Here is a 22,878-nt window from a genome sequence, read left to right as displayed (position 1 = left end):
AGATTTGTATATTTTTTTTAGTTAGTCTTTTTCTGGAAGTGGCTGAATGTCATGCCAAAACTTGCACGTCCCTGGGTTACAGAACGAAGGGTTGTTGTAAATCCGAACATCTTAGCCATTGGAGCCTGTGCGTGAACAACGGAACCGCCAGCCTTGTCTTCCATGCTCTGGATCATGCCACCGCGCTGAGTAACCTGGCTCATGGCATCACCAACAAATTCAGTTGGGCTTTCAATGTCAACGTTCATGACAGGTTCAAGCATTTCAGGATTTGCGGAACAGCAGACCTTATCAAAGGCTTCAGCGGCAGCTGCTGAAAATGCAACTTCAGAAGCAGTCGCCTCATCGTATTTGATTGCAGTAACTGTGATTCCAGTATCAGTACAAGGATATCCCCATTTGATTCCGGATGCGAAACAGGCTTCCATGCTGCTGCGGATGGCATCATATATCTCATCAGGAATGGAGTTGTCATGGACTTCACATGTATACAGATTACCGCTGCCAGTTTCGCGAGGTTCACAATGAACTGTAAGGCCAGCGGCATTTTCCTTTCCTGCAAGTACGCGGCTGTATTCTTCTGTGTAATCTGCAGAACTTGTAACTGCTTCGCGGTAAGTAACCTGTGGAGCACCTACACGGCAGGCAACCTTAAAGTCATCGCGGATTCTTGTAACAAGAACGTCAAGGTGGAGTTCACCCATTCCGCTTATGACAAGCTGACCTGTTTCCTCATCATCACGGGATGTGAATGTCGGGTCTTCGCGGCTAAGGATTTCAAGAGTTTCCTTAAGCTTGTCGCTGTCACTTAAAGTTTCTGGTTCAATGGCAATGGAAATGACAGGTTCCGGGAAGTTTACGCTTTCAAGAAGAACTGGCATTCCTTCGCTGCCGATGGTGTCACCGGTCTGGGCAAGCTTAAGGCCAACGAATACGGCGATGTCACCTGCACTCACGCTGTCCATCTGTTCCATGTGGTTTGCATTAACGCGCAGGATTCTGTTGACGCGCTCACGCTTCTTTTTTGCTACATTGTATATCTGTGAACCTGTAGTGATCTTTCCTGAGTACATGCGCACAAAGCAGAGAATTCCGGCTTCCCTATCGTACTGGATTTTAAATACAAGGCCGATAGGAGTCTTTGCATCAGGATCGCAAGGAACCTCAACTTCAGTTTCCTCGTGCTTCTTGATCTGTATTCCCTTAGCAGGAGGAATGTCTGTTGGGCATGGAAGATATTCTGTAATTGCATCCATCAAAGGCTGGATTCCCTGATTGTGGCGGCTTGATCCACATAGGAAAGGAACTATCTTTCTTGCGATTACAGCATTTCTCAAGGCAGTCTTAAGCTGTTCATTTGTAATCGTCTCGCCCTCAAGGTAAAGCATTCCAAGATCATCATCAACGGAAGCAATGGCATCGATCATCTTTTCGCGCCATTCTTCTGCAAGAGCCTTGTTTGCATCGCTCAAATCAGTAACTTCAAAAGTCTCGCCGTCGTCTTCCGCATTCCAGCGGATTTCTTTCATTTCAAAAAGATCGATGACGCCTTCAAAGTTCTGTCCTGCTCCCATTGGAACTTCAAGGGCAACTGTTTCACAGCCGAATTTTGTTTTTACATCAGCCATTGCTTCAAAGAAGTCCGCACCGATTCTATCCATTTTGTTTACAAAACAGATGCGAGGAACATTGAATTCATCAGCCTGCCTCCAGACTGTTTCTGTCTGAGGCTGAACATGACCTACGGCACAGATTACGGCAACTGCTCCGTCAAGAACACGGAGGGAGCGTTCAACTTCTGCAGTGAAGTCAACGTGGCCCGGAGTATCGATGATGTTAATCTTGTAGCCTTTCCATTCCGTGGTGATGGCAGCAGAAGCGATTGTGATTCCGCGCTCCTGCTCCTGCTTCATGAAGTCCATGGTTGCGGCGCCATCATCGATTTCACCGATTTTATGAATTTTTCCTGAGTAATAAAGAATACGTTCTGTTGTAGTTGTATTTCCGGCATCAATATGAGCCATGATTCCGATGTTTCTCATCTTTGACAAATCGTCTGACATATAAAATTCCTATATAAAAAGAAGTAAGTTACTATATCAAATTTCAAAAAAGTCCACAACATTAGCTATTAAAGTTTGATTTCGTCAATTTTCAGATTTTTTTAAGATTTTTACTACTAATTCTCTAAAATCTCTGCTATACTGTTTGAAAGTATCTAAATTCATCGCAAAAAGTTGAAATTTGAAAATATCGCATTATATTTGAAGACTGAGGGAAGATATGACAACTTTACTTATCGTTGATGATTCAGAAATTGACCGCGCCATCCTTAAAAACATTCTGGCATCTTTTTACAATGTAATTGAAGCAGGTTCTGGCTATCAGGCCCTTGAAATTTTGAACAATCCAACCCTTAAAATAGATGGACTCATCCTTGACATAAACATGCCTGGACTTGGAGGATTTGAAGTTCTCAGTCTTTTGGACAAATCACGCCACGCAGGCATGCACATCCTCCTTATTTCTGCGGAAGCTCAGAAAAACAATATCATCAAGGCAGCAAACTTTGGATGCTCTGGTTTCTTTAAAAAACCTTACGATAAGGACCAGGTACTCACAAAGCTCAAGGCACTGTACGCAAAGAAAGATGCTACACCTGCTGCAGCCAGCACCACTACAAACGGAGCCATCACAGACAATGAACTTCGTGCGACTGCTGTCTATGCCGAGAAGCTCCGCCGTGTATATCTTACTTACCTTATGTCAGAAAAGAAAAACGACGAGCTCTATATCCATGTAAGCGAAATTGTCCATATTCTTCTTGAAAACTACTTTGCAATCAAGGCTCCCCGTGACCTTACGCCAGAGGGAATTGAGATCATAAGCCAGGCTGCATATTTCTACGATATCGGCCGCGCCATTGTCCACCAGGAAAAATTCAAGGTCGTGTCACAGGCAGACATAGATGAAATTCCTGCAACTCACACCATCGCAGGCGCTGATCTTGTAGCCGTAAACTCCAACCCTAATGTCGCATTCTTTGTTAAGACCGCATCCGACATCTGCATGCATCATCATGAACGCTACGACGGTCGTGGAATGCCACATGGACTCAAGACAACAATCAACAATATTTATACTCAGATGACAGCCATCGCCATCGAATTCTGCCAGAACTTCTTCCCTACAACAGGAGAGGATCCTACTGCCGCAGATTACCAGGCGGCAATGAGCAAGATCGACGAAGACAGAGACGCCTTCCGTCCTGATGTTTACGACCTGCTTGCAGCAAGCAAGGATGACATTGTCTCTCACTTTGCAAGATAGCATCTAAACAGTATAATTGCCGTATGAATTACGGTTATTTCAGGGTTGGCTGCACAAGCCCTTCCCTTACTGTTGCAGATACCTGCAGCAATAAAGACTCAATAATTGAACTCGTCAAGAAGGCACATGGGAAAGGTGTCAAGTTGCTTGTTTTTCCAGAGCTCTCCATAACGGGCTATACTTGCCAGGATCTTTTCCAGCAACAGACATTGGAAAACTCGGCAATCGAAGCCCTTAAGGAAATCTGCAGGAAAACAAAATCGACAGATGTTCTTTTCGCAATAGGACTGCCAATTTCATTTGAAGGCGACAGATACAACTGCGCAGCCTTTGTACATCACGGGAAAATTCTTACCATAATTCCTAAATCATTTCTTCCAAACTACGGAGAATTCTACGAAGCCAGATGGTTCACACCTTGGCACAGAAGCACGACTGAAATTTCACTGGGGAAAGGATTCGAAGCCATTCCTTTTGGAACGGACCTGATCATACAGGACAAGGAAGACAGCAGGATAAAGATTGCCTGCGAAATCTGCGAGGACCTTTGGGTTCCACTCGCACCATCCACAAGGCATGCCCTATACGGTGCAACGATCATCACAAACCTGAGTGCGGGCAATGAAGTCGCAGGAAAGGCTTATTACAGGAAAATGCTTGTTTCGGCACATTCAGCAAAAATCATCAGCGCCTACATCTATGCTAATGCAGGACATGATGAAAGCACAACTGACATGGTTTTCAGCGGACATGATCTTATCTGCCTTAACGGTTCCGTAAAAGCAGAAAGTACATTGTTTAATGATACCGACAAGCTTTTTATTGCCGACATTGACCTTGAAAAGATAATGCAGGACAGGCTCAAGTCGACTACATTCACTCAAGGTGCAGACCAGACCTTCGGAGACTATAGAATCGTCTACACGGAATTTGATGATAATAAACTAGGTCCAAAATCAAAAGAAAAGCTCAATGACTTTATAGATCCTCATCCATTTGTTCCTTCTGATGAAAACAAAAGACAGGAGCGCTGTCTTGCCGTAATTGAAATGCAGTCGGAAGGTCTTGCAAAAAGACTTCGCCACATCCACGCAAAAAGTGCTGTCATCGGTTTAAGCGGAGGACTGGACAGTACCCTTGCACTGCTCGTTACAGCCAGAGCCTTTGACAAATGCAACATGGACCGCAAGAACATCCATGCCATCACGATGCCTGCTTTCGGAACTACGGACAGGACATATAAAAACGCATGCCTGCTTGCAGAAAAAGTCGGCGCTACCCTAAGGGAAATAGACATCAAGAAATCCGTTACCCAGCATTACGCAGACATAGGACACGACATCAATGTGCACGACATCACCTATGAAAACGGTCAGGCAAGAGGAAGGACCTACATACTCATGGACTATGCCAACAAGACAAACGGAATCGTCATTGGAACAGGCGACTTAAGCGAGCTTGCCCTTGGATGGTGCACATACAACGGGGACCATATGTCCATGTATGGAGTAAATTCAAGCATACCAAAAACACTTGTACGGTACCTTGTTGCCTGGTTTGCAGATGACGTTCTCGAAAGAGGAAATGGAGAACTTTCAAAGGTTCTGGTCGACATTCTGAACACTCCTGTAAGTCCTGAACTTCTACCTCCGGAAAACGGAACCATAAGCCAGAAAACAGAAGAACTTGTAGGACCTTATGAACTCCACGACTTTTTCCTTTACTATGTCCTTCGCTGGGGATTCACTCCAAGCAAAATATTCTACCTTGCCTGTGTTGCCCTCGAAGGTAAAAAGGCAGATGGTACTGAACTTGTCTACACAAAGGAAATAATACTAAAATGGCTTAAGTCATTTTACAAAAGATTCTTCTCCCAGCAGTTCAAGAGAAGCTGCATGCCAGATGGTGCCAAGGTCGGAACCGTAAACCTTTCACCCCGTGGCGACTGGAGAATGCCAAGCGATGCAAGCGCAGCCATCTGGCTAAAGGAATGTGAAGATCTATGTTAAGCTATCAGCACGAATATCACGCAGGAAACCATGCAGACATACTCAAGCATTCCTGCCTATGCATGATCCTTGAATCACTTTGTAAAAAAGAGAAGCCTTTTACTGTGATCGACACCCATTCTGGAGCGGGAATCTTTGACCTGAATGATGAACGTCTCCTAAAGACTGGTGAAGCAAAGAGAGGTATCGAATATCTTAATTCCCTTACACTCACAAGCTGTCCAGAAGCTGTTGGAATATACCTTAAGAAAGAACTTCCATATCTTGCCCAGGGACTATATGCAGGAAGTCCAGAACTGGAGCGACTCTATGCCCGTAAAGGAGACAAGCTACACCTTATAGAAAAACATCCTCAGGCAATTGAAAACCTTAAAAACAACATGGACATGCCATTACATGTAGAAGGCGGTCTTTCAAAGGCTTCCATAACGCCTAACATCCATGATCAGGATTCATACAAGACCGTAACAGCCCTTACTCCTCCATTGATCAAGAGAGGGCTTATAATATGCGACCCAAGCTACGAGGATGGAGAGGATTACAAAAAGGTCATCGAAGCACTCAAGACAGCACGCCGCAAGTGGAATACCGCCATCATTGCCCTTTGGTATCCTTTGATTACACGCCGAAAAAATGAAACCATCCAGATGCTTACTGAACTTGAAGATTTTGGGAAGCTTGGAACAAACCCTTGCGAAAGCTTTAAGGTTGAGCTTACAGTCTGCAATCCTGAAGATATGAATGAAGAAGCAGGTCCACACCTGTATGGCAGCGGAATGTTCATAATGAATCCACCCTACATGCTCAAGGAAAAAATGGAAGAAGCGGCAAGGTGGCTAGAAGAACTTCTTAGGAATTGAAATCAAAATGTAAAACCTGAAACAGCTCGTTGGTATTTTAAAAGTTCAGACCAATTGTAGTCCCTAAACATTGCAATTTTTAGGAACAACTTTGAAAATGCGATTTCAGTCGAAATAGGATTCCCTGATTTTGATTTTTCCTAAATTCACAGCCCTGCTGTAGGATGGCGTATAGCTGTTGTCCCTGCCAGAAGTAAAAGCCCAGACATCAATGAACCATTCTCCATCACTATGAGTGCTCGCATCAGGCCAATATACATCTTCATTCGATTTTTGTGGAAGTGGATTATCATCAGTGTTCTTATCTTTATTGAATTCAAATCCAAGCATCCTAGTTCCGTTTGTATAAAACCTTCTTGGATGATAGCTGTTGCCGTTGAAATATATGCCCTGCAATATATCATCGGATATTTTGTGAAGATTGATCCTTACGCTTACATCGTTGCCTTTAACAATAGGTCTATCGGAATTTTCCTGAGAAACCAAAGGCATATATTTTTTTGTATTGATTATGTAGTTTGCTGCCGCTGATACATCACTGGAACTGTTTGAATTCTGAATGGAGCTGCTTGAAGATTCACAGTCAAATTCATTGGCAAAAATCATGTAATATATTTCAGTACCGTACAGAGTGAATTCAGAACCAGAACCTTCATACTCAGAATTATTGCCAGTCTGGAATTCAAAATAATTTCTCTGGATGTCTTCACCTATTTCAGGTCTATGCTTTACTCTCGGTTCATCAAGATAATAAAGGGTCTCAAGGCCACAGGCACAAAAAAGAAATGAGCATAAAAAAAAGCAGACTGTAACGGGAGAAAATTTTCTCATAAAACACCACCGCACATATCTGCTTTCCTTATTGTCAAGTCAAAAAAGACCTTATCAGTCGATCTTACCCTTTGCCTGAAGATCGATGATTCTGCTTTGGCTAAGACTTGCCCATGTATCGTTGTTATAGCCGTCTACAACCTTTTTATAGTTTTCTGCAGCCTCATTAAGGAGACCGAGAGATTCCTGGATTCTTGCGGCGTTGAAAAGAGCGTGTGCTGAAAGCAAGAAATCCTTATCCTCTGCAGATGCAACAAAATATTTTACAGCTTCTTCCTTATTTCCAAGTTCTTCAGAGCAAACAGCAGCATTATACTTACAGATTGATGCAGTATAGATTTTCTTTCCCTTGTCAGCAGCAGCAAGATATGCATTGAGTGCTGAAGAATAGTCCTTCTTTGCATAATAAACATCAGCAGCAAGCATGTTGGCACGAACTCCAACAATTCCATTCTTTTCGCACAATGGTGCAACATCGGCAATTGCCTTATCCTGTCTTGCCGAAATCTCAGAATCCGAAATGCTGATTGATTTTGCTGTGTATGTAAACTCAATCTGATCGATTGCATCAAGTCCTTTTTTTGTCTGAGCGTCGCTGATACCAACAACTACGCATACCACAACCGCAGCAACGATTGCAACACATGCGACTGCGATGATTGCCTTTCTATTTTTGAAGATAAAGTTCTCAAGCTTAGTATTTGTTGAATCCTTCTTTGTATCTGTCATTTTCAACTCCATTTTTGTTTTCAAATAGTTAAAACATTATATATGAATGGTCTTATTATTTCAAGACCAGAAATTCTTTGTCCTATTTCTTGATGCCAAGCTCTGTCATCAACTTTGATACATAAGTACGCTGGATATCAAGTATTTTTGCGGCTGCCGTCTGGTTCCATCCAGTCTCATTGAGAATTTTAATAAGATATTCCTTCTTGAACTGATTGAGGGCAGACTTCAACGTCCTGTCTTCCCCCATCGCAGTCTGCATGGCAGAAACCTTTTCTTTTGGATAATAGGAACTTCCACCTGCAGAAGGTACATTGCCATCAGTTTCTTCCACTGGATTATCCATAGGAAGACGAAGATCCTCCACTTTAATAAGAGGCGGGGTTCCAAAAATACAGGCACGTTCAATGGTGTTTTCAAGCTCACGGATGTTACCAGGCCACATGTATTTAAGCATAGCCTTCTTAGCTTCCTCAGAAAATCCTTTAAATCCTTTATGGGTTTCAGATTTATTTACAAAGTACATGGCAAGGTCTGGAATCTCATCCCTTCTGTTTCTCAGAGGAGGAACTGCAATTGGAAGAACATTCAGTCTAAAATAAAGGTCTTTTCTGAAGGATCCTTCCGTAATCATCTGTTCCAGATCTCTGTTTGTAGCGGCAATGATGCGCACATCGACACAGATGGTCTCAGATGAACCTACACGCTCGAATTTTTTTTCCTGAAGTACACGCAGAAGCTTTGCCTGAAGATTCAATGGAAGTTCGCCAATCTCATCAAGAAACAAGGTTCCTCCATTGGCAGTCTCAAAACGCCCCTTTGTATCTGAATGGGCATCCGTATAAGCACCTTTAACATGACCAAAAAGCTCAGACTCAAGCAATGTTGGATTAAGAGAAGCACAGCTCACACGAACCAAAGGTTTATCCTTTCGATTGCTAAGAAGATGAACCTGTTCTGCAAAAAGTTCTTTTCCTACACCACTTTCGCCAGTTATCAAAACCGATGAATTTATAGCCGATGCCTGCTTTATGCTTTCTATAAGAGAAATGATGACAGGATTTTTTGCTATGAATGGATGATATTCTTTTCCAGCCTCAAAGGCATTCTTGAAAAGAGAAAGCTGATCCCTGCTTTTCTTAAGGTTGACAGCATTCTTATAGGCTATGGAAGCCTGATGTCCAAAAATATCAACAAGAGCAATATCTTCTTCGGTGAATTCTTCGTCATCAAGCTTGTTCATCAACTCAATGACGCCAAAACAGACACCTTCGATGGTCAAAGGAAATCCGATCAGGTTATGAATTATATACTGGGTCTTTTCCTGGATTTTCCTGTTGAACCTGGGATCAGAAGCAACATCATTTACAATAACAGTTTTATTGTTCCTGGCCACCCAACCAGCAATGCTGTTGCCATCAACAACCTGTTTCCTTACTTCAGAATTATTCTTTCCAAGGCAGATGCCAAATTCAAAATCGTTGGTTTCCCGCCTTGCGAGAAGAAGATAGGCAGCTTCACAGTTGACTAGATGCTTAACAGATTCAAGAAGAGAGTTAAGAAGGATATCTGGATCAGAAACACTGCTGTTAACGACAGAATATTTTTCGACGAGAGTTTTAAGTCTGTCAAGGGTGATAAACTGTTCACTCATCGGTAAATACCCCTATAGAATGATCATTGAAATTGATTACTAAGGGATAGGTCACTAAAAGGAACATTCCCCTAGAAGTAAACAGGGCATGCTTTTTAGCATGCCCTGGAAATTTTGCTTTCAGTTAGTTTTACTGCTGATCCTTAAGGCTGTCACCAATTGTATATGCAGCATCGTCGTTGCTTGAAGACATGTACTGTGAAATTTCAGCACGGTCCTGTGCCCTCTTGTATTCCTTTACAGAGAAAGCAACACGTTCCTTTTCAACATCAATTGAAACAACGTATACGTTTACCTTGTCACCAACATTGTACTTCTTAACTGCTTCTTCAAATGGAACTTCACGGTCATCGCTAAGGTTTGCTTTGTTTACAAGACCTTCGATTCCATTAGGAGCCTTTACGAAGATACCGAAGTCGTTGATAGATGTAACTTCACCTTCGAGAGTTCCGCCAACCTTGTATTCAGCAGCAAATGCCTTCCAAGGATTGTCTGTAAGCTGCTTAACGCCTACACGGATTCTGTGGTTTTCAACGTCACATTCTGTAACGATAACTTCGAGTTCCTGGTCAGCCTTGATTTCGCTGCCTGGGTGCTTGATCTTCTTTGTCCAAGAAAGGTCCTCTCCAGCGAGGAAAGCATCGATTCCTTCTTCAAGCTGAACGAAAGCACCTGAATTAGTAATCTTTACAACCTTACCGTTAACCTTTGTTCCAACAGGATACTTGTCAGCAAGAGAATCCCATGGATTAGCTGTAACCTGCTTGAGACCAAGTGATACACGACCTTCCTGAATATCATATCCAAGGATCATACACTGAACTTCATCGCCTTCCTTAACCATGTCAGATGGCTTTGAAATCTTCTTTGTCCAGCTGAATTCAGAAATATGTGCAAGACCTTCGATTCCTTCTTCGAGTTCGATGAATGCACCGAAGTCTGTAAGCTTTGTTACCTTACCCGCAACGATATCATTGAGGTGATACTTCTCTTCGAAGTGTACCCATGGATCTTCTGCAAAGTGCTTGAGCGAAAGGTTGATTCTCTTTCCCTCTGGATCAAGGCGGATAACCTTAAGTTCGATTTCCTGACCCTTCTTTACGAAATCCTTTGGACGTGTAACATGACCCCAAGACATATCATTGATATGAAGGAGACCATCAAATCCACCAAGATCGATGAATGCACCGAAGCTTGTGAACGACTTAACAGCACCCTTTACAGAGTCACCGATCTTAACTGATTCAAAGAACTTGTCGCGGTTAACGTTGATCTGTTCTTCAAGATACTTGCGGCGGTTAACGACTACATTGCGCTTTCCTGCCTGGCTGTAAAGGCGAACAACATAGAACTTTGACTTTACGCCAACAAGCTTGTCTTCCTTTTCAACCTTCTGTGCGTCAGCCTGGCTGATTGGAAGGAATGCACTGATTCCACCGCCAAGGTTAACCATATATCCACCCTTTGTAACAGAAGAAATTGTTCCGTCAACAGGTGTGTTCTGTTCTGCAGCTACCTTAAATTCTTCCCAGAGGCGCTTTTCATCTGCCTTCTGCTTTGAAACGACTGGTCCGTTCTTACCAAACTGGCTAACGAGGTAAACAGTGATTACATCGCCTTCCTTTGGCAATTCACCTGCAAATTCAGATACAGGAATCTTTCCTTCTGACTTGCAACCTACGTCTACGAATACTGTGTCATCTGTAACAGCAACAACAGTAGCCTTTACATTGGCACCGTCTTCAACTGGCTCCATTTTGTTTAATGATGCTTCTAATTGTGAGTGAATGCTCTCTGAGCCCTGAGATACATTCTTTTCCACTTCCTTTTCCATAGCAAACCCTTTATGATTTAATTTTGCTAACGATTATCGCACAAACATCGTCTATCGTCAAGTCAGATGTATCGATATACTGTGCATCGTCTGCTCTCTTCAATGCGCCTTCAGCCTTGTTTCTGTCCATTTCATCACGCTTTATGATGGATGCCTTGACCTCTTCCAAAGTAAGCCCTGAACATCCCTGGTCAAAACGGCGCTGTGCCTGAACATCAATGCTTGCATCAAGGTAGAATTTATATTCAGCCTGAGGAAACACGACAGTAGTCATATCACGGCCCTCACAGATGATGTTGAGGGACTTGACTATCTCCCGCATCCTGTCGTTTACAAGGTGACGCAAAGGGACGATCGAAGAAACCTTTGAAACGTTTGCATCGACCTTGTCCTGATGGAGCTGATCATCAACATCCTTACCGTTAAGGATAAGATGGGCATCAACATAATCAAGCTGCTGTTTTCTTGCAAGCTCCATCACAGCATCCGAATCGTCAACATTTACACCAGCTTCAATTGCAGCCAATGTAAGGGCACGGTAAAAACTACCGCTATTCAAGAAAGTAAGGTCAAGTTCCTCGGCAACCCTATGTGCAACTGTACTTTTCCCAGTTCCTGCTGGTCCGTCAATAGCTACTACCATATTCTATTCCTCTCAATCAACACTGATAATTCTTACTAATTCCTGCATAACTTAAGCAACGCCTTTACTTCATCCTGCGTAAGCTCACGGAACTGCCCGTACTGAAGATCACCTACACCGACACAACCGATACGGATGCGCATGAGGCTTCTGATTCCAACCTCACGGCTTTCAAAGACACGGCGAATCTCACGGTTTTTTCCTTCGGCAAGGACAATCCTCATCCTATGGGAATTAAGCTCACGAGCATCTATGCATTTATAGAAAACATCATCAACCCTTACACCTTTCATGAATTCCTCAGCAAGGTTCCGAGGCATGGGTGTACTTGTATCAACAATATATTCCTTTTCCAGTTCCGCACTTGGATGTGAAAGGCGGGCAGCGAAATCACCATCGTTTGTATAGAGAATAAGGCCACAGGAGAACATGTCCAGTCGGCCTACATTGTAAAGCCTCTCACTGTATTTTTCCTTAAGGAGATCAAGTGCGATAGGACGACCTTTTTCATCAGACGAAGAAACCACATACCCTGCTGGCTTATTGAGAAGTATATAGCGCTTCGTTTCCTCAAGAAAGATTTCTTTTCCATCAACGCAAACAGTATCTTTTGAGGTAACCTTTGTACCCAAAGCAGTCACAAGCTGACCATTAACTGTTACGCGTCCGCTGGTTATGATTTCTTCACTGGCACGTCGGCTAGCCACTCCACAGCGTGCCATATACTGCTGCAGACGCATATCTTCTCTGTCTGCATTCCGAGCATTGAGATTTTTCTGAAATATCGTAGCTTTATTGTTACTTTGCAAGTTTGAGGAACCTCTCGTTTTCGTTTTCGTCCAGCTTTGGCAGATCGTCTATTGACTGGAGATGGAAGAATTCCAAGAATTCATTTGTAGTTCCATACATGGTAGGCTTGCCAGGAATATCCTTTTTTCCTTTTTCACAGATGAATTTTCTGTCGATGAGAACACGCATCATATTGTCAACATTAACATGGCGGATGCTTTCAATCTCCGCACGTGTAATAGGCTGGCTATAGGCGATGATGGAAAGTGTTTCGATGGCTGATTTTGAAAGCTTGCCTTCATTCTTCTTGCCGTAGCGTTCCTTTACAAAATCAAAGCATTCTCTTTTAGGAGTAAGAATCCAGCCACCAAGCATCTTGGACAGTTCGATTCCACTGTCAGCATTGGTATATTTTTCCTTCAGTCTGTCAAGACATTCTTCAACAACATGAACTGCAAGCTTTGTAATCTTTGAAAGAGTCTCAACTGTCTGTGGTTCACTTTCAAGGAAGAATACTGTCTCAAGCAATGCTGTCTCAGTATCAAGATTGAGGTTTGCACGGCGGGCAGCAAGCTCTTCATCTTCTTCTTCCTCGAATTCTTCTTCTGTTTTTACTTCTGTATTTTTATTGTCTTCAGCAGGAGCAAATCCAAGATCAGGATCTCCAGCCTTTGTATTTTCATCAGCAGGTGCTTTATCTACTGGAGTTCCAGCTGAAACCTCAGATTCAGCCTTCATTTCTCCATTTTCAACCTTGTCTACGCTGCTTCCTTCTTGCATATCTTAATATCTCCAAACATTTTGTTCTGATAAATGTCTGCCATTTTCAGTTTTACGGCCTCCAAGATTGCCATAAATGCGCAAATTACGTCAAGTTCATTACCTTTGCGGGTGATGAGTTCCGTAAACATGCATGTTCCGTTCTTGTCCAGAAGCTCCTGCATGAGGGCGATCTTTTCGTTAGGTGCAATTTCCAGATCCTTTTCGATCACATAGCCGTCAGGATTCACATTTGTAATGTTGCGGAAAATCTTCTGCATATCTTCCAAAAGTGACCATGTATCCATTTTCTTCCACTGAGACTCATCATCACCAAAAGGAAGTATTCTTTCAATTTTCTTGCGTTCAAAGCTCCATTCGCTCTGCTCTTCCCTTTCTTCCATCAACATTGAAAGCTTCTTGAATCTCTGGTATTCAATAAGCTGCTCGACAAGTTCAGCACGAGGATCTTCCATGCTGTCTCCATCGTTGATACGAACTTCAACAGGAAGAAGCATACGGCTCTTAATGCTGCAAAGCTTTGCTGCCCAAAGATAAAAATCGCTGAGATCATGAAGATCAAGTTCCACCGCATAGTCCAGATAATCAAGGAACTGTTCTGTGATTTCAGAAATAGGAATATCATTGATGTTAAGCTTATTCTCGCGGATAAGGCTCCAAAGCAAATCAAGAGGTCCGTCAAAAACTTCGCCTATTGCAAATTTTCTTTTCTGTGTTTCTACAAGTGTTTCTTCTTCCATGATGCTGACTCCGCAGGTATTTGAAATATTAAACGGACAATTTTTCTATACGCTGGTCACCCAGTGCCGCAAGCTTTTTTTCAAGGAAAGCAACGGTAAATGGTATATCCGTACTTAGTTTATCGGCATCTTTTTCCGTGATTTGAAGGATTTCGAGCAAAGGTTTCAATACAAAAGCCCTTTCAGTCAATCGTTCATGGGGAATGACAAGATCACCGTCATCCACAGTCTCCGACCCGAAGATCTCAATATCGATATCAATGGAACGAGGTCCATTTCTTATTTCCCTGGATCTGTCGCGTCCAAGTTCTGATTCCACAACATGGATTTTGTCCAGCAATTCCCTTGGGGAGCCCCGAAAATCACCTGCAGCAACCATGTTGTAGAAATCATCCTGGTCTGTAACATACATGGCAGCGGTCCTATAGACAGAAGAAACACATAGATTGTCTACAAAACCGCCGATTCTCTCTATTGCCATAGAAAGAAGGCTCATACACGAATGAGATTCAAAGGATCTGTTTGAACCAAGACCAAGAACTACAAACATATGGTTAGAAGAGTTCCTCTGGCATCGGCTTGTCTTCTGCAGCCGCTTTGGCAAGGGATGATGCCTTGGATTTAGTCGCCTTTGGTGCTGTCGCAGGTGCTGTTTCAGGAGCTGCAGCTTCGATTTCCGCAGTTTTCTCTGGAGCAGCGCCACCAAGACCTACCCCCTTCTCGCGCATCTGCTGTTCATAAGCGGCGATCTGTTCCTTTGTAACAACCTCTCCTTCCTTTGTGCGGAGAACCTGTCCAGGGAACAGCTTTTCACGGATAGTCTGCTCAAGCTCGATACGATACTGAGGATTTGACTCGATGAAGTTGACGGCATTCTCCTTGCCCTGTCCAACCTTTTCTTCTCCGCGTGTATACCATGCGCCACGCTTGTCGATGAGACCGTGCTTAACGGCAGAGTCAAGTATGGAAGCGGATGCAGACACACCCTTTCCGAAATAAATGTCAAGTTCAACCTTGCGGAATGGTGGAGCAACCTTATTCTTTACGATCTTACAGCGGACACGGTTACCAAGAGCTTCCTCATCACCTTTTCCATCGATTGTCTCGATTCTGCGGATTTCAAGACGGATGGAAGAATAGAACTTAAGTGCATTACCACCTGTAGTCGTTTCAGGATTTCCGAACATAACGCCGATCTTCATGCGGATCTGGTTGATGAAGACAACGATACACTTTGACTTGCCAACGATGGCAGTAAGCTTACGGAGAGCCTGCGACATAAGGCGTGCCTGAACACCCATTACGCTGTCACCCATCTCACCTTCGATTTCCTTCTGAGGCGTAAGGGCCGCAACAGAGTCGATTACGATGATGTCCACTGCCCCGGAACGAACAAGGTTTTCACAGATTTCGAGGGCCTGTTCACCTGTATCTGGCTGAGAGACCCAAAGTTCATCGATGTTTACACCAAGGTTCTTTGCATATACAGGATCAAGGGCATGCTCAGCATCGATAAAGGCCGCAATGCCACCAAGCTTCTGTGCCTCTGCGACTGCATGGAGCGCAAGTGTGGTCTTACCTGAACTTTCTGGAGCATACATTTCGATGATGCGTCCGCGAGGATATCCACCTACCCCGAGAGCCTCGTCAAGAAGAATCGATCCAGAAGGAACTACATCGATTGCGGTTGAATCAGTCTTTGTTCCAAGCTTCATGAGAGAGCCTGTACCAAACTGTTTTTCGATCTGAAGGCGGGCTGCTTCCAGTGCCTTCAACTTTTCAGACATGTCTACAGGAGCTTTTTCTTCTGTTTTTGCCATATATATCCTACCCACTAAAAAAATACGGAATCTGATGCACAACGTGCCCTTTACAGATACCTATAATATAAATAACCGTAAAAAAATAAATTTCGCACGTTATTGCTAGAATTTATGAACATATTTCAGTTTTCGCAAGTGATTTTACCACAATTACCTCAGAATTTGCAATTTGCAATAATGAGGCCATTATGTTATACTTATGGTATCTTATTTTCGAGGTAAATTTATGGCTTACAAAATCAATTCAGATGCATGTATCAACTGTGGTGCATGTGAAGGTGAATGTCCATCTGGCGCAATCAGCGAAGCAAACGACAAGCGCGTAATCAACGCAGAATCTTGTGTATCTTGCGGAGCATGTGCAGGTGCATGTCCTTGTGAAGCTATTGCTGAAGAGTAATTCTTCAAATAGTCCCAAAGAAAAACGGTTTCTGTGCTTGTATGCGGAAGCCGTTTTTTTTGTTTAAATCCATGGTGTACAGAGAAAAATCCTTAGCTGTCTTAGCATTGATATTCTCATTCCTACTATGCCCAGTCCACGGTCAGAACAAAGCGGAATCGGCACAGGATGCCTTCTATCCAGAGATAAAGGAACTCAAGTCATCAAACTTCCTTTTTGACCAATACCAGCAGGACATACAGGCAGCAAACAAATGCTACTTCAAGGGTATTGAGCCTGATGTTTTTTTCTATAAATATAAAGCACGAAAAGACGACTCCATTATTTCCGTCGCTTCCCGCTGCTCCATAAGGCAGGACACATTGGCAACCATAAATTCAATACAGGAAAGCAAGGAACCCATAGGAGGAAAAACGATACTTCTACCATCCTGCGACGGGCTCTACATCCCCCTTGAGCCCGACAACTCCTTTGAAGTCCTTCTTGCAAATGAACATTCCTCAGACATAACGGAAACGACGGTAAAGGTGAGCTGCAAGGGAAGAGAATTCTACTTCTTGCCGCAAAAGAAATTCAGCATGTCCTTAAGGGCATATTTTCTAAACCCAGGAATGAGCATGCCCCTTGAAAAAAGCATAATGACTTCAGCCTACGGGATGAGGGTCAGTCCCATAAGCGGAAAATGGAAAATGCACAAAGGCATAGACCTTGCTGCAGCCAGAGGATCAAGGATACTTGCCTGTCGGGAAGGATTTGTCAAGCAGGCTGTAAATGGAAACCCTATCTACGGAAACTATGTAATCCTAAGACACCCTAATGGAATGGAAAGCCTCTATGCCCACATGGATACGGTCAACGTGATTAAAGATCAGAAGGTGGTAACGGGACAGACCTTGGGGACGGTAGGAATGACAGGCCTCACGACAGGACCTCACCTGCACTTTGAAATCACACAGAACGGTTCCTTCCTGAACCCTGAAAACTACTTAAAAAAGTAAAAAAAATGTAAAATCATGCAAAAACAGCTATGTTTTTCAACATTTTTTTGTCTTTTGCAGGTTTTAAAGTAGTCTTGAAAAAACAATAAGATTATACTTTCAGTATGCTTGGACTGAAACCAGTTAAGGATATTTCAAGAAACCTCATTCTATACGGAGCACTTGTCCTCCTGTCTTATGTCCATGCAGAGAATTTCCGTACCCATGCAGCAAAAGTCATAGCGCTGGAGGATTCCTTCAGCAAAAATACCGTCCAGGCAACGGTGAATGACAGCATTGCGGTCATCCTTCCAGAGGACACCACGTTCATCCAGGGCATAGAAATAAACATAAAGGTACCCAAGGTCGTCGCTGAATGGAGGGATAGCGTCGCATGGTCACTGTATTCCTCGGTGACACCAAAGCCTGCCGAAAAGAACATAGACTACAACGGTGTCCGTGCCGAGACAGGAACCTTTGACAGCCTTAGCCTCAACCTCCTCGTTCCCGTGGACAAGAACAACACCATAAAGAAGGATGTCTATTCCCACCTGGCAGATTTCGTCGCAGATAAAAGAGACGGTTTTATATTCCTGAGATTCCAGCTGGTCATGAAAGGTGTAAGCGACGCCCTTCTCAATGCCGAATTCAACGTTTCCGCAAAACCCATACTCATCGACAAGGGGATAATAACATTGAAGGCAGTTTCTCCAGAGGGAACACAGGCTGATCCTTACTCAGTGTTCCTTGACGGTAAGCAGGTGGATTCAAAAGCAATGGCGGGGAAAGGAATTCTGACAGACACAGGAAACCACAACGTAAGCATTGTAAGCGACAGCTACAGGAATGAACTGAGAACCGTAACTGTTGAAAAGGCAAAGACAACGGAAGTCAACCTTTCTTTCCGAGACATAAAACCCATAGTCCGTCTTGCGGCTCCAGAAAAAACGAGAATCTTCTTTGACGATGATGAATACACCGCTCCTGTCGAACCATTCCACACAACGCAGGGAGACCATACGGTAAAATTCATGGTAGGCGACTACGAGATCGTACGCTCCGTGACAGTTTCCAACGGCAGAAGCTATAACATCGCCATCAGCATGGAAGCACTGGTCAACGAAGTGGAAGACTGAAAAAATCTAAAAAAAACCATTCAAGATTTTCAGAGGTAGGGCCGATATATAATGTACCAGGTGTTCAATTTTATCCCCTCCCACCCATTGACACCTGGTTGTCAGTAATGGCATGGCCGGCGTAACAGCCGGTCTTTTTTTTGTAGTAATCTTCAAAAATGCGCTTCCGTCTGGAACCTGGTCAAGCCTGCTAGGGCACTCCCCTTCAGTCTCATAAAGCTTTGGGCTTTGCCCTCAGATTCATCGTGGGTCGCGAAACGCAGTTTGACCAGAACCCTGACTCCGCGCATTTTTGAGCCTTGCGTAGAAACACGACCGGCTTTTACTTGGCTAAAGGAAATCCGCAACTTTCCATTTTCCACTTTCAACTTTCCCCTTTTTGTCTTATACTGTTTCTATAAGTTGTAACATCAGGAGGATTCAATGGCGGAAAACAACAGCAAACCTACACCGGAAGAAGAGATCAAGGAAATCTGTAAACTCATCGTCAAAAGCCAGGATCCTGATCTTGTATATGATTTTTTTGGATGTCTTTTTACGAAATCCGAGATGAGCGACTTTTCAAAAAGATGGAGTCTTGTAAAGGAGCTTCGTGCTGGAACTACCCAGCGGGAAATCGCAAAGAAATACAACATCTCCCTATGCAACATCACAAGAGGCAGCAGGGAACTAAAGAAGGAAGATTCTGCCTTCCATAAGATGCTTGCCCTTCTGGACAAAGGTGAATAAAAAAAGCAGTCGGCCTATAGCTGACTGCCCTACAAAACACAGTTCATCCAATCGAGGAATTACTTGTTCCTGTTTACGATACGGCTTTCATACTTGCCTGTCGCAATGTCAATGTAACGAACAAAAAGAGAAACCTTGTTGTCTGCATTGAGGTTGTTCCAGATTCTGTCTGTAAGCTCATCGATGTTTCCCTTAAGCTCAACAAGCTCAGGTTCGCCTTCAAAGCTTGGAAGTGGAGAACCGTTTCCCATGTATGTATGGATGTAGCGTCCTACCCCTTCCTTTGGGTTGCTGTAGTCATAAGTATAGCGATTGCATCTTGATCCATCGCCGTTGTCGCTCTTGAGGATGGACATGGCAAAGTCAAACTTTCCGCCTTCAACATCCATGAGACCTGAAATACGTGGAGTGTAGTTTGGAGCGTCATCTTCAAATTCGCGGCAAAGAAGGGACTGTTCAAAAGTCTTTCCAGCCTTGAGTCCGTCATTGATAGTATCTGTCTGGTCACCGTTTGTTACGATCGTCTTGTTTCCAAGGACACGAACAGGCCAGTAAATGATAAGGTGGGGATCAACCATCTTTGATTCATCAAATGCCTGAGTACGAAGCCCTTCACCATCTTCCACAAAAACACGGTTACGGCTGTTTTCACTGCGACCCATGATCCAGTATGCAGAAACAGCATATTTTCCGTCTTCAGACTTGCCGATAACGATTCCGCGTCCAGGATATTCATTCTCAGAAAGTGTCTTTTCAAGGTTCTTCAAGTTCATAGTAACTCCAAAATAGTATTCTCGTTGGTCTGAAGTTTACCATAAATTTGAAAAAAAAATCTATTGTCTGTATATTTACCTTATGTCAGATTTGCTTGATTACATCGAATGGCGCGGAGACATCAGCTTTGAAAGCAGTCCCATCAACGAAATAGATGCACTTATTTTCTGCCAGTTGAGTTATATTGACTACAATTCCGTGGTATCCTCTGATTTTTCAAATAAGATACAACTTAAGGAGCTTCCGAAGAAATTCTCCTTGCTGCCAGACGCCGACAAAAGAAAGACGCAGGGAGCATTCATAAACACAAAGACCTGGACCCTTCTTGAAAAGGCCGCATCATGCCAGCGCTTCAGGGACATAGATCTTTCTGCCTTCATCGACAGATATATCCCTGAAAAGACCGAGCAATTCTCGGCAATAACCTTCTCCACAGACAGCTTAAGCTTCGTCGCTTTACGAGGAACCGACGATACCATGGTGGGTTGGAACGAAGACTTCAATCTTGCCTGCATGGAAAAGGTTCCCGCACAGGAGGATGCCTTAGATTACCTTGAAAAGATAGCGTCCTCCACAAGGAACTCCCTGTTTGTCGGTGGCCATTCAAAGGGAGGAAACCTTGCGATCTATGCAGCGGCTAAAGCCTCCAGGGAAACAAAGGACAGGATTGTCGCCGTATACAACAATGACGGACCTGGATTCAGTCCTGAATTCCTCCAAACACAGGAATTCAAAGCCATCGAAGACAAAATCAATTCATTTGTGCCTGAGCTTTCCATCGTCGGAATGCTTTTTTCACACGGAGATGACTACAAGACCGTCAAAAGCACGGAAAAAGGCCTTATGCAGCATGACCCTTTCAGCTGGCAGATATATGGACCAAGGTTTACATATGCGGAAGACACAAACAGCGAAAGCAAATATATAGAAAAGACTGTCAACGGATGGATAGACAGGCTCAACATGGATCAAAAGAAAGTTTTCGTCAAAAGCATATTCGGCTTCCTTAGGGACACGGGCATCAAGACAAACACCCAGCTTTCGTCCATGAGCCATGACGAGATATTCACACTGATAAAAAACCTTTCCGAAGCGGACAGAACGACACGGAAGGTGCTTTTTGAGTCCATAAAGCTGCTGGCAAAAACCGCAGTGGAGGGAATCCATTCATAGGTGCACGGAGACAAGGCAATTCCTTACATTCAACCTAAATCAAATTGACACAGTAAATCTACAATGTTAAAATAGGTAGTCTTTGAAATCTTTGTTTTCAAGGTCATCAAAAAAGAAAAATATATAAAAGGACGATTTAATTCCATGAGTGAAGTAATCAATTTCCCAGAAAAAAAATCAAAGAAGGAAAGTTCAAAGATCGGTGCAGTGATCATCCTCATCATCTCTGCCCTCGTTTTCCTCCCATTTGGAGCCAGCGCAATCTTCGAATCTTTCTTCAATAAGCGCCACATCAACACATTCGGCTCATACAACGGACAGAAGATTTCTTACGAACCAGGTTCAAGATTCTACAACGCAGCATCAAACCTTGCTCAGAGCTATCAGTCGGCAGGCTATCAGGTTAACGACCAGATGTACTACTACATCCTCAGCCAGGCATTCAGACAGACAGTTCTCGACTATGCAGTTACAGGTGCTGTAAAGAATTCTGGCTTCACTGTTTCTAAGGAAGCAATCAACCGTGCAATCCTCCCTGCATTCACAGACGAAAACGGAAACTTTTCACAGAGAATGTACAACCAGGTTGGACAGGCAGATCTTGACAAGCTTAAGAAAAACGCAGAAGGTCAGCTTACATATTCCCGCTATATCAACGACCTTTTTGCAACAAGCGGCGTTGACGGACAGGAAAAAATCAAGCTTTACGGAATAAAGTACAGCGATTCAGAAAAGCAGTTCCTTGCTAAGATGGGTGAAGAAAAGCACTCATTCGAAGTTGCTGCATTCAACACAGAGAATTATCCAGCATCTGAAGCAGCAGCATTCGGAAAGAACAATGCAGACAAGTTCACAAAGTACAACCTTGCTGTGATCACAGTGGATGAAGAATCAGAAGCAAAGGCTATCCTCAAGCAGATCAACGCAAACGAAATCACATTTGAAGATGCCGTAAGCGAAAAGTCGCAGAAATACTACTCTTCTGCAGACGGAACTATGACTGGCGGATATTCATATCAGGTTGAAGGCGCCATCGACAACACTGATGATCTTGCAAAGATCACAGGACTTGGAAAGGACACAATAAGCGAAGTTATCAGAACAAAGCGTGGTTATTCAATCTTCAAGGCTACAGGCGACAAGATCGTTGCAGACTTCGACAACGAAGAGACAGTAAATGTAGTTCTTTCGTACATGAAGCAGAATGAAAAGGCAGTCATTGAAGATTACTTTACAAAGCTCGCTGCAGACTTCACTTCCGAAGCAGCCATCACATCTTTCGACAATGCATGTGCCAAGTTCAATGTAGAAAAAAAGGATGTAGCAGCTTTCCCAGTGAACTATGGAAACACAGAAATTTATGCCAAGACTTCAGATGTTGAAGAAATCGCTTCTATCGCAAACAACGCATCTGCATACAAGACCATGTTCTCCCTCAAGATGGACGAAATCAGCGCTCCTTTCGTGCTTGGAAACACAGTCGTAGTTGCAAAGTGTTCTGGAATCCAGTATGACGATGTTGCAGAAAATGCATTGAACCTCCTTGGAACCATGTATCAGGCAGATATGAGCAGCATGCAGAACACACTCATGTCTAGCGACAAGGTAGTGGACAACTTCTTCCCAACTTACCTTGAAATGATGAGCAGCGGAAGACAGAACTAAGC

General features: G+C 43.5%; 21 protein-coding genes. 9 read left to right on the top strand and 12 right to left on the bottom strand.

Annotated elements, in window-relative coordinates:
- Nucleotides 1-17 precede the first annotated feature (17 nt).
- Nucleotides 18-2,063, bottom strand: coding sequence for an elongation factor G (gene fusA, locus ACKI39_RS01160; RefSeq protein WP_407396821.1), 2,046 nt, complete (start codon nt 2,061-2,063; stop codon nt 18-20).
- A 220-nt stretch (nt 2,064-2,283) separates the two neighbouring features.
- Between fusA and ACKI39_RS01155 the strand changes: the two genes are divergently transcribed.
- From ACKI39_RS01155 to rlmJ, 3 genes are read left to right on the top strand one after another with little or no spacing between them, the layout of a single operon-like run.
- Nucleotides 2,284-3,330 (top strand): response regulator, encoded by a 1,047-nt coding sequence (locus ACKI39_RS01155; protein WP_407396819.1) that lies wholly within the window; start codon nt 2,284-2,286, stop codon nt 3,328-3,330.
- Between the two features lie 23 nt (nt 3,331-3,353).
- Nucleotides 3,354-5,339, top strand: coding sequence for an NAD(+) synthase (locus tag ACKI39_RS01150; protein WP_407396817.1), 1,986 nt, complete (start codon nt 3,354-3,356; stop codon nt 5,337-5,339).
- Nucleotides 5,333-6,199 (top strand): 23S rRNA (adenine(2030)-N(6))-methyltransferase RlmJ, encoded by an 867-nt coding sequence (gene rlmJ, locus ACKI39_RS01145; protein WP_407396815.1) that lies wholly within the window; start codon nt 5,333-5,335, stop codon nt 6,197-6,199. Before ACKI39_RS01150 ends, rlmJ begins: the two co-directional genes overlap by 7 nt.
- Before the next feature lie 105 nt (nt 6,200-6,304).
- Here rlmJ and ACKI39_RS01140 read toward each other — a convergent pair whose 3' ends face one another.
- The 10 genes from ACKI39_RS01140 to recA all read right to left on the bottom strand — a co-directional run bounded on the left by ACKI39_RS01140 (nt 6,305) and on the right by recA (nt 16,019).
- Nucleotides 6,305-7,030, bottom strand: coding sequence for a hypothetical protein (locus tag ACKI39_RS01140; protein ID WP_407396813.1), 726 nt, complete (start codon nt 7,028-7,030; stop codon nt 6,305-6,307).
- A 54-nt stretch (nt 7,031-7,084) separates the two neighbouring features.
- Entirely contained in the window at nt 7,085-7,759 is a 675-nt protein-coding gene (locus ACKI39_RS01135; protein ID WP_407396811.1) for a tetratricopeptide repeat protein, read from the bottom strand.
- Nucleotides 7,760-7,841: 82 nt separating this feature from the next.
- Nucleotides 7,842-9,413 carry a sigma-54-dependent Fis family transcriptional regulator gene (locus ACKI39_RS01130; RefSeq protein WP_407396809.1) on the bottom strand — a complete coding sequence of 524 codons (1,572 nt, stop codon included), beginning with the start codon at nt 9,411-9,413 and terminating at the stop codon, nt 7,842-7,844.
- A 130-nt stretch (nt 9,414-9,543) separates the two neighbouring features.
- Nucleotides 9,544-11,247 carry a 30S ribosomal protein S1 gene (gene rpsA, locus ACKI39_RS01125; RefSeq protein WP_407396806.1) on the bottom strand — a complete coding sequence of 568 codons (1,704 nt, stop codon included), beginning with the start codon at nt 11,245-11,247 and terminating at the stop codon, nt 9,544-9,546.
- 10 nt (nt 11,248-11,257) lie between these two features.
- Entirely contained in the window at nt 11,258-11,890 is a 633-nt protein-coding gene (cmk, locus tag ACKI39_RS01120; protein WP_407396804.1) for a (d)CMP kinase, read from the bottom strand.
- Nucleotides 11,891-11,925: 35 nt separating this feature from the next.
- The gene (locus tag ACKI39_RS01115) at nt 11,926-12,630 is read right to left on the bottom strand and encodes a pseudouridine synthase (RefSeq protein ID WP_407396802.1); all 705 of its coding nucleotides are present in this window, start codon (nt 12,628-12,630) and stop codon (nt 11,926-11,928) included.
- A 58-nt stretch (nt 12,631-12,688) separates the two neighbouring features.
- Nucleotides 12,689-13,207 (bottom strand): SMC-Scp complex subunit ScpB, encoded by a 519-nt coding sequence (gene scpB, locus ACKI39_RS01110; protein WP_407397016.1) that lies wholly within the window; start codon nt 13,205-13,207, stop codon nt 12,689-12,691.
- Between the two features lie 230 nt (nt 13,208-13,437).
- Nucleotides 13,438-14,199: a segregation and condensation protein A gene (locus ACKI39_RS01105; protein ID WP_407396800.1), complete on the bottom strand. Its 762-nt coding sequence runs from the start codon at nt 14,197-14,199 to the stop codon at nt 13,438-13,440.
- A 28-nt stretch (nt 14,200-14,227) separates the two neighbouring features.
- Entirely contained in the window at nt 14,228-14,749 is a 522-nt protein-coding gene (gene folK, locus ACKI39_RS01100) for a 2-amino-4-hydroxy-6-hydroxymethyldihydropteridine diphosphokinase (protein WP_407396799.1), read from the bottom strand.
- Nucleotides 14,750-14,753: 4 nt separating this feature from the next.
- Nucleotides 14,754-16,019 carry a recombinase RecA gene (gene recA / locus ACKI39_RS01095; RefSeq protein ID WP_407396797.1) on the bottom strand — a complete coding sequence of 422 codons (1,266 nt, stop codon included), beginning with the start codon at nt 16,017-16,019 and terminating at the stop codon, nt 14,754-14,756.
- 229 nt (nt 16,020-16,248) lie between these two features.
- On the opposite strand from recA, the gene ACKI39_RS01090 reads away from it, so the two are divergent.
- The 4 genes from ACKI39_RS01090 to ACKI39_RS01075 all read left to right on the top strand — a co-directional run bounded on the left by ACKI39_RS01090 (nt 16,249) and on the right by ACKI39_RS01075 (nt 19,264).
- Nucleotides 16,249-16,422, top strand: coding sequence for a ferredoxin family protein (locus tag ACKI39_RS01090; RefSeq protein WP_407396795.1), 174 nt, complete (start codon nt 16,249-16,251; stop codon nt 16,420-16,422).
- A 59-nt stretch (nt 16,423-16,481) separates the two neighbouring features.
- Nucleotides 16,482-17,420, top strand: a complete 939-nt coding sequence (locus ACKI39_RS01085) for a M23 family metallopeptidase (RefSeq protein WP_407396793.1) — start codon at nt 16,482-16,484, stop codon at nt 17,418-17,420.
- A 104-nt stretch (nt 17,421-17,524) separates the two neighbouring features.
- Nucleotides 17,525-18,535 carry a hypothetical protein gene (locus tag ACKI39_RS01080; RefSeq protein ID WP_407396791.1) on the top strand — a complete coding sequence of 337 codons (1,011 nt, stop codon included), beginning with the start codon at nt 17,525-17,527 and terminating at the stop codon, nt 18,533-18,535.
- A 423-nt stretch (nt 18,536-18,958) separates the two neighbouring features.
- A complete protein-coding gene (locus tag ACKI39_RS01075; RefSeq protein WP_407396789.1) occupies nt 18,959-19,264 on the top strand; it encodes a Trp family transcriptional regulator in 306 nt (101 codons plus the stop codon).
- A gap of 59 nt (nt 19,265-19,323) precedes the next feature.
- Here the strand turns inward: ACKI39_RS01075 and ACKI39_RS01070 are convergent, their stop codons facing one another.
- Nucleotides 19,324-20,037, bottom strand: a complete 714-nt coding sequence (locus ACKI39_RS01070) for an IMP cyclohydrolase (protein WP_407396787.1) — start codon at nt 20,035-20,037, stop codon at nt 19,324-19,326.
- Nucleotides 20,038-20,119: 82 nt separating this feature from the next.
- Here ACKI39_RS01070 and ACKI39_RS01065 point away from each other — a divergent pair, with 82 nt between their 5' ends.
- Both ACKI39_RS01065 and ACKI39_RS01060 read left to right on the top strand, forming a co-directional pair.
- Nucleotides 20,120-21,211, top strand: a complete 1,092-nt coding sequence (locus tag ACKI39_RS01065) for an Mbeg1-like protein (protein ID WP_407396785.1) — start codon at nt 20,120-20,122, stop codon at nt 21,209-21,211.
- Nucleotides 21,212-21,355: 144 nt separating this feature from the next.
- Entirely contained in the window at nt 21,356-22,876 is a 1,521-nt protein-coding gene (locus ACKI39_RS01060; protein ID WP_407396783.1) for a SurA N-terminal domain-containing protein, read from the top strand.
- The last annotated feature ends 2 nt before the right edge of the window (nt 22,877-22,878 follow it).

Origin of the sequence: Treponema sp. (assembly GCF_045641405.1) — a bacterium.
GTDB lineage: Bacteria > Spirochaetota > Spirochaetia > Treponematales > Treponemataceae > Treponema_D.
The sequence above is the reverse complement of the archived record's forward strand: the minus strand, read 5'-3'. Positions and strand labels throughout refer to the sequence as shown.

Bases quoted from the DNA above. Each gene is read 5' to 3' on its own strand.
- fusA (WP_407396821.1), bottom strand. From the start codon at position 2,063: ATGTCAGACGATTTGTCAAAGATGAGAAACATCGGAATCATGGCTCAT.
- ACKI39_RS01155 (WP_407396819.1), top strand. From the start codon at position 2,284: ATGACAACTTTACTTATCGTTGATGATTCAGAAATTGACCGCGCCATC.
- ACKI39_RS01150 (WP_407396817.1), top strand. From the start codon at position 3,354: ATGAATTACGGTTATTTCAGGGTTGGCTGCACAAGCCCTTCCCTTACT.
- rlmJ (WP_407396815.1), top strand. From the start codon at position 5,333: ATGTTAAGCTATCAGCACGAATATCACGCAGGAAACCATGCAGACATA.
- ACKI39_RS01140 (WP_407396813.1), bottom strand. From the start codon at position 7,030: ATGAGAAAATTTTCTCCCGTTACAGTCTGCTTTTTTTTATGCTCATTT.
- ACKI39_RS01135 (WP_407396811.1), bottom strand. From the start codon at position 7,759: ATGACAGATACAAAGAAGGATTCAACAAATACTAAGCTTGAGAACTTT.
- ACKI39_RS01130 (WP_407396809.1), bottom strand. From the start codon at position 9,413: ATGAGTGAACAGTTTATCACCCTTGACAGACTTAAAACTCTCGTCGAA.
- rpsA (WP_407396806.1), bottom strand. From the start codon at position 11,247: ATGGAAAAGGAAGTGGAAAAGAATGTATCTCAGGGCTCAGAGAGCATT.
- cmk (WP_407396804.1), bottom strand. From the start codon at position 11,890: ATGGTAGTAGCTATTGACGGACCAGCAGGAACTGGGAAAAGTACAGTT.
- ACKI39_RS01115 (WP_407396802.1), bottom strand. From the start codon at position 12,630: ATGCGTCTGCAGCAGTATATGGCACGCTGTGGAGTGGCTAGCCGACGT.
- ACKI39_RS01105 (WP_407396800.1), bottom strand. From the start codon at position 14,199: ATGGAAGAAGAAACACTTGTAGAAACACAGAAAAGAAAATTTGCAATA.
- folK (WP_407396799.1), bottom strand. From the start codon at position 14,749: ATGTTTGTAGTTCTTGGTCTTGGTTCAAACAGATCCTTTGAATCTCAT.
- recA (WP_407396797.1), bottom strand. From the start codon at position 16,019: ATGGCAAAAACAGAAGAAAAAGCTCCTGTAGACATGTCTGAAAAGTTG.
- ACKI39_RS01090 (WP_407396795.1), top strand. From the start codon at position 16,249: ATGGCTTACAAAATCAATTCAGATGCATGTATCAACTGTGGTGCATGT.
- ACKI39_RS01080 (WP_407396791.1), top strand. From the start codon at position 17,525: ATGCTTGGACTGAAACCAGTTAAGGATATTTCAAGAAACCTCATTCTA.
- ACKI39_RS01075 (WP_407396789.1), top strand. From the start codon at position 18,959: ATGGCGGAAAACAACAGCAAACCTACACCGGAAGAAGAGATCAAGGAA.
- ACKI39_RS01070 (WP_407396787.1), bottom strand. From the start codon at position 20,037: ATGAACTTGAAGAACCTTGAAAAGACACTTTCTGAGAATGAATATCCT.
- ACKI39_RS01065 (WP_407396785.1), top strand. From the start codon at position 20,120: ATGTCAGATTTGCTTGATTACATCGAATGGCGCGGAGACATCAGCTTT.
- ACKI39_RS01060 (WP_407396783.1), top strand. From the start codon at position 21,356: ATGAGTGAAGTAATCAATTTCCCAGAAAAAAAATCAAAGAAGGAAAGT.